The sequence below is a fragment of the Burkholderia sp. Bp9015 genome, from assembly GCF_003853505.1.
Lineage (GTDB): Bacteria > Pseudomonadota > Gammaproteobacteria > Burkholderiales > Burkholderiaceae > Burkholderia.
This window is the reverse complement of sequence record NZ_QTPZ01000015.1, coordinates 165,037-175,234: the sequence shown is the minus strand read 5'-3', so window position 1 is coordinate 175,234 and position 10,198 is coordinate 165,037. Positions and strand designations below refer to the sequence as shown.

The following is a 10,198-nucleotide window of genomic DNA, read 5'->3' as shown; positions in this document are numbered from 1 at the left end:
CCGTCTGGTTCGAATCGTCGTCGATCGCCTGCTTGCCGAGGATCACCAGTTGCGGCTGTTCCTTGTCGACCAGCGCCTTCAGGATCTTCGCGACGGCCAGCGGCTCGACGCTGTCGTTCGACTCGACGAGGATCGCGCGATCCGCACCGATTGCCAGCGCCGTGCGCAGCGTTTCCTGCGCTTGCGTCACGCCGACCGACACCGCGATCACTTCGGTCGCGACACCGGCTTCCTTCAGGCGCACCGCTTCTTCCACCGCGATTTCGTCGAACGGGTTCATCGACATCTTCACGTTCGCGATGTCGACGCCCGTGTTGTCCGACTTCACGCGGACCTTCACGTTGTAATCGACCACTCTTTTCACTGGCACCAGGATTTTCATGCACACGCTCCAAAGTTACGAATACGACCAGAGGCCATTCTATAGCGAGGCCTCATGACTGCGCGGCCAAGCGGACCAATCCATCGCGGCTATCGAGGATAGCGCGCCTCTCCGGCGCGCCGGCAATAGCGAACGGTCGTTCTATTTTAAAAGAGAAAAAACCCGGACGCAAAGCCCGGGTTTTCGATCATCGACTCTAATCGTCACCGGGCGCGCCCCGCATCACGTGTTACCAGGCGGCGATCACCGCGCCGCCGAACTTCTGTTCGATGAACTGCTTCACTTCCGCGGAATGATAAGCCGCGACCAGCTTCGCGACCCACGGCTTACCCCGGTCGGCCTCGCGAATCGCGAGAATGTTCGCGTACGGGCCAGTCGGGCCCTCGATCGCGATCGCATCCTGTTTCGGTTTCAACCCCGCTTCCATCGCGTAGTTGGTATTGATCGCGGCCGCGTCGACGTCGCCGAGCGAGCGCGGAATCTGCGCCGCATCGAGCTCGACGATCTTCAGCTTGCGCGGGTTGTCGACGATGTCGAGCGGCGTCGCCTTCAGCCCGGCGTCCGCGCGCAGCTTCAGGAGCCCCTGTTTCTGCAGCAACAGCAGCGCACGGCCGCCGTTGGTCGGATCGTTCGGCACCGCGATGCGCGCGCCCGGCTTCAACTCGGCCAGCGACTTCACCCGCTTCGAATAGATGCCCATCGGGAACGTGACGGTCTCCGCGACCTTGATCAGCTTGTAGCCGCGATCCTTCACCTGCGCCTGCAGATACGGATCGTGCTGGTAGCTGTTCGCGTCGAGATCGCCCGACGCGAGCGCCGCGTTCGGTTGCACGTAATCCGAGAATTCGACGACGCGGATGTCGAGGCCGCCCTTGGCCGCGACCTTCTTCACCACCTCCATGATCTGCGCGTGCGGGCCGCCCGTCACGCCCACCTTGATGGTTTCGGTCTGCGCGTGCGCGCTCGCGAACAGTGCGGCCGCGCCGAATGCGGCCGCGAACTTCAGCATGAAGCGTCGTTGCATCCTATCCCCCAACGAATGAATGTCGTTTTACTTGTGGCTCAGCCGGCGCACGAGCCAGTCGCCGAACGACTGCACGATCTGCACGAACACGATCAGGATCGCGACGACTGTCCACATCACTTCCGGCAGATAGCGCTGGTAGCCGTAGCGGATCCCGAGATCGCCGAGCCCGCCGCCGCCGATCGCACCGGCCATCGCCGAATAGCCGACGAGCGACACGAACGTGATCGTCAGGCCCGCGACGATGCCCGGCAGCGATTCGGGCAGCAGCACCTTGAACACGATCTGCGAGGTCGTCGCACCCATCGACTGGGCGGCCTCGATCAGCCCGCGGTCGACTTCGCGCAGCGCGGTCTCGACCAGCCGCGCGACGAACGGTGCGGCCGCGAGCGTCAGCGGCACGACCGCTGCGGCCGTGCCGATCGACGACCCCGTGACGAGCCGCGTGAACGGTATGACCGCGACCAGCAGGATGATGAACGGCGTCGAGCGCACCGCGTTCACGATGCCGCCGAGCACGCGATTCACGCCGAGGTTCTGCAGCACGCCCTGGCGGTCGGTCAGGTAGAGCAGCACGCCGAGCGGCAGCCCGACGAGCGCGCCGACCGCCCCCGAGATGCCGACCATGATCAGCGTCTCCCAGAACGACTGCACGAACATATCGAACATCTCACTCAACATACGAAAGCTCCTCTACCACCACACCTTGCTCGCGCAGGAACGCGAGCGCCTGCCCGACCTTGCCCGGTTCGCCGCCCGCGAGCACCGCGAGCGACCCGAACGCCTGCCCCTGGATCTCGTCGATCTGGCCATGCAGGATGTTGAAATCGAGTTCGTACCGGCGGATCGTCTCCGACAGGATCGGCTGATCGACACCCGAGCCGGTGAACGCGAGCCGCAGCAGATGCCCGCTGCCCGTCTTCAGCCGCTCGGCCACGCGCGCCTTCAGCGCCGGCGGCAGTTCCTGCGCGATCACGTCGCCGATCAGCGCGCGCGTCACTTCGTGATGCGGCTGCAGGAACACGTCGATCACGCGGCCCTCTTCGACCACGCGGCCCGCGTCGAGCACCGCCACGCGATCGCACACCTGCTTGATGACTTCCATCTGGTGCGTGATCAGCACGATCGTCAGGCCGAGCTCGCGGTTGATGCGCTTCAGCAGGTCGAGGATCGCGCGCGTGGTCTCGGGGTCGAGCGCCGACGTCGCTTCGTCCGACAGCAGTACCTTCGGCTTGCTCGCGAGCGCGCGGGCGATGCCGACGCGCTGCTTCTGGCCGCCGCTGATCTGCGCCGGATAGCGATCCTTCTGCGCGGACAGCCCGACGAGGTCGAGCAGCGGCAGCACCGCCGCCTCGATCTCGGCACGGCTCGCGCCGGCCAGCTCGAGCGGCAGCGCGACGTTGTCGAACACCGTGCGCGACGACAGCAGATTGAAGTGCTGGAAGATCATGCCGATTTCGCGGCGCGCTTCGCGCAGCGCGCCGGACGACAGCAGCGTGAGATCGCGTCCCCCGACGACGACATTGCCTTCGGTCGGCCGCGTGAGCAGGTTGATGGTGCGCACGAGCGTGCTCTTGCCGGCGCCGCTTCGGCCGATGATGCCGAACACCTCTCCCTGCGGGATCCTCAGATTGACGTTGTGCAATGCGTCGACCCAGCCGGTCGGCCCGGGAAAACGCTGCGACAGATTGCGTAATTCGATCATGTAAACAAAACGGCGGCCGGCTGGCGAGGCCCGCCAGTCGGCCGCCGAAGCATCTGGAATAGCCGGCGATTTTACCGCAAACGCCTCATTCCACTTAATAATCGATTTCGATCTTTTCATAACCAGACGAAATTAGAGGGGCGCTGCTGGGCCGCCGCGCGGCTACCGCGACTATGATCCGGAACACCGATGCCAACGAGACAGGGGACCCGCCAGATGACCGCCACCACCACGCAGGCCGCCGCACCCGCCGCCACCTCGGCATCGGGCCCGGTATCGCCGCCCGCCCCGCGGATGGGCCGGCTGCGTACCGCGGACGGGCTCGAACTGGCGTCGTATCGCTGGCCGGCCGGCGACGGCACGCTGCCGCCGCTTGCGACGATCGCGCTCGTCCACGGCCTCGCCGAGCATGCGGGCCGTTACGCGGCGCTCGCGGCCAGATTGAACGCGGCGGGCATCGACGTGCTGGCGATCGATCTGCGCGGGCACGGCCAGTCGCCCGGCAAACGCGCATGGGTCGAGTGTTTCGACGATTACCTGAACGATGCGGATGCGCTGGTTGCCGAAGCCGCCCGCGGCGCCACGCCGCTCTTCCTGATGGGGCACAGCATGGGCGGCGCCGTCGCGGCGCTGTATGCGATCGAACGCGTGCCGGCTCGCGGCCACGCGCTGGCAGGCCTCGTGCTGTCGAGCCCGGCGCTCGCGCCGGGACGCGACGTGCCGCGCTGGATGCTCGCGATGAGCCGCTTCATCAGCCGCGTGTGGCCGAGCTTCCCTGCAATCAGGATCGATGCGGCGCTGCTGTCGCGCGATCCGGCCGTCGTCGCCGCCAATCGCGCCGATCCGCTCGTGCACCACGGCGCGGTGCCGGCGCGCACCGGCGCCGAAATCCTCGATGCGATGGCGCGCATCGAGCACGGTCGCGGTGCGCTGCGCGTGCCGGTGCTCGTCTATCACGGCACCGAGGACAAGCTGACCGAACCCGATGGAAGCCGCGCGTTCGGCGCCCGTGTCGGCTCGCCCGATCGCACGCTGACGCTATACGAAGGCGGGTTCCACGAAACGATGAACGATCTCGAGCGCGACCGCGTGATCGATGCGCTGATCGCGTGGATTCACGCGCACGTGCCGGCGCGCTGAGCGCGCGCCGATCCGCTGCCGGTCAGATGCCGGCCAGCACGCGCAGGTGCGCGACCACGCTGCGCCCGAGTGCCGACAGGTTGTAGCCGCCCTCGAGACAGCTCACGATGCGACCCTGCGCATGCCGGCGCGCGACGTCGACGACCTGGGCGGTCAGCCATTCGAAATCGGATTCGACGAGACCGAGGTTGCCGATGTCGTCCTCGCGATGCGCGTCGAAACCGGCCGACACGAACAGCATTTGCGGCTTGAACGCGTCGAGACGCGGCAGCCAGAACATGTCGACCGCTTCGCGGATCGCCATCCCGTTGCTGCGCGCAGGCATCGGCAGGTTGACCATGTTCGGCGCCTGGTGATCGGCGCCCGAGAACGGGTACAGCGGATGCTGGAAGAAGCTGCACATCAGCACGCGCTCGTCGTTCGCGAACGCGGCTTCGGTGCCGTTGCCGTGGTGCACGTCGAAATCGATGATCGCGACCCGCTCGAGGCCGTGCACGTCGAGCGCGTGCCGCGCGGCGATCGCGACGTTGTTGAAGAAGCAGAAGCCCATCGCGCGCGCGGGTTCCGCGTGATGGCCGGGCGGCCGAACGCTGCAGAACGCATTCGCGTAGCGGCCTTCGATCACCGCGTCGGTCGCCGCGATCGCGGCGCCAGCCGCACGCAGCGCGGCGCGCCACGTGTCGCGGTTCATCAGCGTGTCGGGATCGATCTCGACGTAGCCGTCGACGGGCATCATGCTGCGGATGTAGTCGATATGGGCCTGCGTATGCACGCGGCCCAGCGCCACCTCGCTCGCGAACGGCGCGGTTTCGTGCACGATCAGGTCGTCGATGCGGCTCGCGATCAGCTGATCCTGGATCGCCGACAGTCGGGCCGGGCATTCCGGATGCCATTCCCCCATCTCGTGCAGCATGCAGTCGGGGTGCGTATAGAAGGCGGTTGCCATAAGCTGTCATCCGCGACGCGGGTTGCGCCGCTGGTCTCCATCAATGATGTCCATCGTCTGCCGCGAATTCGCCGCTAACTTACCACAACGGTGCGCTGCTACGCCCCGGCACGCAAGGTGCGTCGGGTATACTGCGCCGAACCCCATCGCCCTGTCCGCCCGCTTCGACATGAATTCCAGCAAGCCTGCCGCCCTTCTCTCCGCACTGTTCCGCGTTCGCGTTCCGCTCGTTGCCGCTGCCGTCGCCGCTACCCTGGCCGCCGCACCCGCCGCCGCGCAAACACAGCCTGCGAAGTCTCCCGGCACGCTCGTCGCGCAGGCGCAACCGCAGCAGCCGACGCCGCCGGGCCAGACCTTCGAAGAGGAGATCGTTCCGCAGCGTTACGCGAGCAACGCGAAGGTCGATGCGTTCATCGACGAGATGGTGAGCCGCAACGGCTTCGATTCCGCAAGCCTGCACGCGCTGTTCTCGCGCGTCAGCTACTCGGCCACGGCCGTGAAACTCGTGAAGCCGGCGCCGACGCCTTCGGTGAAGAACTGGAGCGTCTATCGTTCGCGCTTCATCGAACCGATCCGCATCAACGCGGGCGTGAAATTCTGGAAGGCGAACCGGGCAACGCTGCAGCGCGCGTCCGAGGAATTTGGCGTGCCGCCCGAGGTGATCGTCGGCATCATCGGCGTCGAAACGATCTACGGCCGCTACATGGGCAACTTCCGCGTGCTCGATGCGCTGACGACGCTCACGTTCGACTACCCGGACACGCCGAATCGCGACAGCCGCCAGGCCACGTTCCGCAAGAACCTCGAGGACTTCCTCGTCTGGACCCGCGACAACCAGCTCGACCCGACCACCGTGCTCGGCTCGTACACGGGTGCGATCGGCATCCCGCAGTTCCTGCCGAGCAGCATCCGCGAGTATGCGGTCGACTACGACGGCGGCGGCCACGTCGATCTGCGCAGCAGTCCTGCCGATGCGATCGGCAGCGTCGCAAACTACCTGAAGCAGCACGGCTGGGAAACCGACCGCCCGGTGGTCTGGCGGATCACGCCCGACACGGGCAGCCTCGGCATCGCCCAGGCGGCCGCGGACGGCCAGCCCGAACCGCACTGGGCACTGTCGCAGCTGCTGCGCGCCGGCATGACGCTCAACGAGCCGACGGTCAATATCACCACCGAAGCCGGCACGCCGGTGACCGTGGTCGATCTGCCGTCGCCGGGGCGCGCAACCGAGTACATGCTCGGCCTCAAGAACTTCTACGTGCTGACGCGCTACAACCGCAGCTTCTTCTACGCGCTCACCGTGTACCAGCTCGGCGAAGCCGTGAAGGCGCAGATGGAAGCGAGCGGCGCGCTGCCGCTGCCCGCGGCGGACACGGAAGCACCAGCGCAGTAAGCTCGGCCCGCGCAAAGAAAAAGCGCCGCTCGTGCGGCGCTTTTTTATCGCGTGATCCTGCCGATGCCGTTCCGGCTCAGGCAGGAAACACGCCGGTCGACAGGTATCGGTCGCCGCGATCGCAGACGATGAACACGATCGTCGCGTTCTCCACCTGGCGCGCGATGCGCATCGCGACTTCGCATGCGCCACCCGACGAGATGCCGGCAAAGATGCCTTCGACGGCCGCGAGCCGGCGCGCCATCGTTTCGGACGCGGCCTGGCTCACGCTCTCGACGCGATCGACGCGACTGCGATCGAAGATCGTCGGCATATAGGCCTCCGGCCACTTGCGAATGCCCGGGATGCGCGACCCTTCTTCCGGCTGCGCGCCAACGATCTCGATCGCCGGATTCTGTTCCTTCAGAAAACGCGACGTGCCCATGATCGTGCCCGTCGTGCCCATCGCCGACACGAAGTGCGTGACGCGCCCCTCGGTGTCGCGCCAGATCTCCGGGCCCGTTCCTTCGTAGTGCGCGAGCGGGTTGTCGGGGTTCCCGAACTGATCGAGGATCACGCCCTTGCCTTCGCGCTGCATCTGCTCCGCGAGGTCGCGCGCCAGTTCCATCCCGCCCTTTACCGGCGTCAGGATGATTTCGGCACCGTAAGCGGCCATGCTCTGGCGACGCTCGACCGACAGGTCCTCCGGCATGATCAGCACCATCTTGTAACCGCGGATCGCCGCGGCCATCGCGAGCGCGATGCCCGTATTGCCGCTCGTCGCCTCGATCAGCGTATCGCCCGGCTTGATGCGGCCGCGCGCCTCGGCCTTGTTGATCATCGACAGCGCAGGGCGATCCTTCACGGAACCGGCCGGATTGTTGCCTTCCAGCTTGGCGAGCAACACGTTGTTGCGTGCGCGAATCTCGTCGTCCGGCAGGCGGACCAGTTGCACGAGCGGCGTGTTGCCGATCGTGTCTTCGATAGTTTTGTAAGCCATGGAGATACCGTGAGTGCGAGGCTGATCAATCGATTGATTGTAAACCAGCGCCGGGGCTCGCGCCGGCAACCCCCATTGCGACGGTGGAATAGGCGTGCCCGCGATTCACGATCGTGCGCGTGCAGCATGCACGCAAAAAACCCGCGGCATGCCGCGGGAAGCCGTCGCAACGACGGCGACTGAAGGAGCCCTTCGCCTCGCGAGCGTTACTTCTGCGCAGTGCGGGCGGGCGCCGCGGCAGGTTTCACTGCCGTGGGCTTGCCCGCGGCGGGTGCCTGCGCACCCGAGCCTGCTGCGCCGATCGTCAACCCCTCCTGCTGAAGGCGCTCGACCGTATGGCCGCCCATGCCTTTCACGCGCGATGCAAGATCGTCTGCATTCCTGAACGGGCCGCGTGCGCCGCGCTCGTCGAGAATCGCCTTTGCCCGCGCGGGACCGATGCCCTTGATACCGACGAGTGCATCCTCGTTCGCGGTGTTGACGTCGACGGCCGCCCAGGCCGACGCGATCGCGCCGAACATCGCTGCGGCGGCAAACCATTTCCTGATCATGTGCTGGATCTCCGATGAAAAACGGTCGGCGGCTGCCGACCGTGAGACCCAGTCTAGCGATGCGACGCGCGGACTTAAACCTGGCCGGACAGCCAACGCACGTAACGGTCGACACCTTCCTGCACCGTCAGGAACGGCGCGTCGTAGCCGGCAGCACGCAGCTTCGTCTGGTCGGCCTGCGTGAAGCACTGGTACTTGCCGCGCAGCGCATCCGGGAACGGTACGTATTCGATCAGCCCCTGCTCGACCTGCTGCGCGAGCGTCAGCGGCGGCAGGCCGTCGAGCGCGCGCAGCGTGTTCACGACCGTCGACGCGATGTCGTTGAACGGTTGTGCGCGGCCGGTGCCGAGGTTGAAGATGCCCGACTTCTCCGGATGATCGAAGAAGAACAGGTTCACCTTCGCGACATCCTCGATCGACACGAAGTCGCGCGTCTGCTCGCCCGGCGCATAACCGTTGTACTCGCCGAACAGCTTGACCTTGCCTTCCGCGCGGAACTGGTTGAAGTTGTGGAACGCGACCGACGCCATGCGGCCCTTGTGCGTCTCGCGCGGGCCGTACACGTTGAAGTAGCGGAACCCGGCGATCTGGCTCTTCGCGCTCGGCAGCACGCGCCGGATCACCTGGTCGAACAGGAACTTCGAATAGCCGTAGACGTTCAGCGGCGCCTCGACCTCGCGCTCCTCGACGAAGCGCGTCGAGCCGCCGTAGGTCGCCGCAGACGACGCGTACAGGAACTGCGCGCCCTGCGCGAGGCACGCATCGAGCACCGCGCGGCTGTAGCGGAAGTTGTTGTCCATCATGTAGCGGCCGTCGGTTTCCATCGTGTCCGAACAGGCGCCTTCGTGGAACACCGCGCGTACCTTGCCGAAATCGCCGCGTGCGAAGCGTTCGACGAATTCCGTCTTGTCGAGATAGTCGTCGATCTCGCAATCGACGAGATTGCGGAACTTTTCCGCGCGCGTCAGATTGTCGACCGCGATGATGCGCGACTCGCCACGCTCGTTGAGCGCCTTGACGATGTTCGCGCCGATAAAACCGGCTGCGCCGGTGACGATGATGGTCATGGTCGTCCTGCCTGAAAAATGGGAGCCGTCCGGCCGGCGCGTGCGCCGCCCGATGCGCTCAGTGAAACAGTTCGTCGTAGCCGACGGTCGCCGTGCCGAGCTTGCCGACCACGATACCCGCGGCACGGTTCGCCAGCACGACGGCGTCGACGAGCGGCACGCCTGCGCCGAGCATCGTCGCGACGGTCGCGATCACGGTATCGCCCGCCCCCGACACGTCGTACACCTCGCGCGCGAGCGCCGGCGCGTGCAGTTCGCCCGCGGCGGAAAAGAGCGTCATCCCCTCTTCCGAACGCGTGAGCAGCAACGCATCGAGATCGAGTTCCGCGCGCAGCTTCGCGACGCGCGCGCGAAGGTCGTCTTCCGAATGCCACTGACCGACGACTTCGCGCAACTCCGCGCGGTTCGGCGTGATCAGCGAGGCGCCGCGATAGCGCGCCCAGTCGCCGCCCTTCGGATCGACGAGCACCGGCTTGCCGGCCGCGCGCGCCTTCTCGATCATCGTCGTCACGTGCGTCAGCCCGCCTTTCGCGTAATCCGACATCAGCACGATGTCGTGCTGCGGCAGCAGCGCGTCGAACCGCGCGAGCCCGGCGAGCAGCACCTCGTGCGTCGGCATCGCTTCGAAATCGACGCGCAGCAGCTGCTGCTGGCGCGCAAGCACGCGCAGCTTGATGGTCGTCGGCAGCGCCGCGTCGCGCTCGAGATGGGGCGTGACGCCACTGCTGCCGAGCAGCTCGACGATCCGCTCACCGGGTTCGTCGCAGCCGACCACGCACAGCAGCCCGGCCTGGGCGCCGAGCGTCACGGCGTTGCGCGCGACGTTGGCCGCGCCGCCGAGCCGCTCTTCCTGGCGCTGCACGTGCACGACGGGCACCGGCGCTTCCGGCGAAATACGGTCGACGTTGCCGAACCAGTAGCGGTCGAGCATCACGTCGCCGACCACGAGCACACGCGAACGCGCGAGCTGCGCGCGCGGGACCGGCACCACTTCGCGAAGGGTCGTCATCG

10 protein-coding genes and 1 pseudogene are annotated in these 10,198 nt (G+C 66.5%); 2 read left to right on the top strand and 9 right to left on the bottom strand.

Annotated elements, in window-relative coordinates:
* The 4 genes and pseudogenes from DIE12_RS18355 to DIE12_RS18340 form a co-directional block, all read right to left on the bottom strand.
* Positions 1–382, bottom strand: a pseudogene (locus DIE12_RS18355) (electron transfer flavoprotein subunit beta/FixA family protein); the annotation flags it as partial.
* Positions 383–611: 229 nt separating this feature from the next.
* A complete protein-coding gene (locus DIE12_RS18350) occupies positions 612–1,406 on the bottom strand; it encodes a MetQ/NlpA family ABC transporter substrate-binding protein (RefSeq protein ID WP_124487834.1) in 795 nt (264 codons plus the stop codon).
* Between the two features lie 27 nt (positions 1,407–1,433).
* Complete coding sequence (locus tag DIE12_RS18345) at positions 1,434–2,087, bottom strand: methionine ABC transporter permease (RefSeq protein ID WP_044844825.1); 654 nt, start codon at positions 2,085–2,087, stop codon at positions 1,434–1,436.
* The gene (locus DIE12_RS18340) at positions 2,077–3,111 is read right to left on the bottom strand and encodes a methionine ABC transporter ATP-binding protein (RefSeq protein WP_124487833.1); all 1,035 of its coding nucleotides are present in this window, start codon (positions 3,109–3,111) and stop codon (positions 2,077–2,079) included. Before DIE12_RS18340 ends, DIE12_RS18345 begins: the two co-directional genes overlap by 11 nt.
* A gap of 216 nt (positions 3,112–3,327) precedes the next feature.
* On the opposite strand from DIE12_RS18340, the gene DIE12_RS18335 reads away from it, so the two are divergent.
* Positions 3,328–4,251 (top strand): alpha/beta hydrolase, encoded by a 924-nt coding sequence (locus tag DIE12_RS18335; protein WP_124487832.1) that lies wholly within the window; start codon positions 3,328–3,330, stop codon positions 4,249–4,251.
* A 22-nt stretch (positions 4,252–4,273) separates the two neighbouring features.
* Here the strand turns inward: DIE12_RS18335 and DIE12_RS18330 are convergent, their stop codons facing one another.
* The gene (locus DIE12_RS18330) at positions 4,274–5,197 is read right to left on the bottom strand and encodes a histone deacetylase family protein (protein WP_044844828.1); all 924 of its coding nucleotides are present in this window, start codon (positions 5,195–5,197) and stop codon (positions 4,274–4,276) included.
* Positions 5,198–5,240: 43 nt separating this feature from the next.
* Here DIE12_RS18330 and mltB point away from each other — a divergent pair, with 43 nt between their 5' ends.
* Positions 5,241–6,590 (top strand): lytic murein transglycosylase B, encoded by a 1,350-nt coding sequence (gene mltB, locus DIE12_RS18325; RefSeq protein WP_082088495.1) that lies wholly within the window; start codon positions 5,241–5,243, stop codon positions 6,588–6,590.
* Positions 6,591–6,666: 76 nt separating this feature from the next.
* Here mltB and cysM read toward each other — a convergent pair whose 3' ends face one another.
* The 4 genes from cysM to rfaE1 form a co-directional block, all read right to left on the bottom strand.
* Complete coding sequence (cysM, locus tag DIE12_RS18320) at positions 6,667–7,569, bottom strand: cysteine synthase CysM (protein WP_124487831.1); 903 nt, start codon at positions 7,567–7,569, stop codon at positions 6,667–6,669.
* A 206-nt stretch (positions 7,570–7,775) separates the two neighbouring features.
* Positions 7,776–8,120: a helix-hairpin-helix domain-containing protein gene (locus DIE12_RS18315; RefSeq protein WP_124487830.1), complete on the bottom strand. Its 345-nt coding sequence runs from the start codon at positions 8,118–8,120 to the stop codon at positions 7,776–7,778.
* A gap of 74 nt (positions 8,121–8,194) precedes the next feature.
* Complete coding sequence (gene rfaD, locus DIE12_RS18310; protein ID WP_044844832.1) at positions 8,195–9,187, bottom strand: ADP-glyceromanno-heptose 6-epimerase; 993 nt, start codon at positions 9,185–9,187, stop codon at positions 8,195–8,197.
* A gap of 58 nt (positions 9,188–9,245) precedes the next feature.
* Entirely contained in the window at positions 9,246–10,196 is a 951-nt protein-coding gene (gene rfaE1, locus DIE12_RS18305) for a D-glycero-beta-D-manno-heptose-7-phosphate kinase (protein ID WP_124487829.1), read from the bottom strand.
* Positions 10,197–10,198 lie beyond the last annotated feature (2 nt).

Bases quoted from the DNA above. Each gene is read 5' to 3' on its own strand.
- DIE12_RS18350 (WP_124487834.1), bottom strand. From the start codon at position 1,406: ATGCAACGACGCTTCATGCTGAAGTTCGCGGCCGCATTCGGCGCGGCC.
- DIE12_RS18345 (WP_044844825.1), bottom strand. From the start codon at position 2,087: ATGTTGAGTGAGATGTTCGATATGTTCGTGCAGTCGTTCTGGGAGACG.
- DIE12_RS18340 (WP_124487833.1), bottom strand. From the start codon at position 3,111: ATGATCGAATTACGCAATCTGTCGCAGCGTTTTCCCGGGCCGACCGGC.
- DIE12_RS18335 (WP_124487832.1), top strand. From the start codon at position 3,328: ATGACCGCCACCACCACGCAGGCCGCCGCACCCGCCGCCACCTCGGCA.
- DIE12_RS18330 (WP_044844828.1), bottom strand. From the start codon at position 5,197: ATGGCAACCGCCTTCTATACGCACCCCGACTGCATGCTGCACGAGATG.
- mltB (WP_082088495.1), top strand. From the start codon at position 5,241: ATGATGTCCATCGTCTGCCGCGAATTCGCCGCTAACTTACCACAACGG.
- cysM (WP_124487831.1), bottom strand. From the start codon at position 7,569: ATGGCTTACAAAACTATCGAAGACACGATCGGCAACACGCCGCTCGTG.
- DIE12_RS18315 (WP_124487830.1), bottom strand. From the start codon at position 8,120: ATGATCAGGAAATGGTTTGCCGCCGCAGCGATGTTCGGCGCGATCGCG.
- rfaD (WP_044844832.1), bottom strand. From the start codon at position 9,187: ATGACCATCATCGTCACCGGCGCAGCCGGTTTTATCGGCGCGAACATC.
- rfaE1 (WP_124487829.1), bottom strand. From the start codon at position 10,196: ATGACGACCCTTCGCGAAGTGGTGCCGGTCCCGCGCGCGCAGCTCGCG.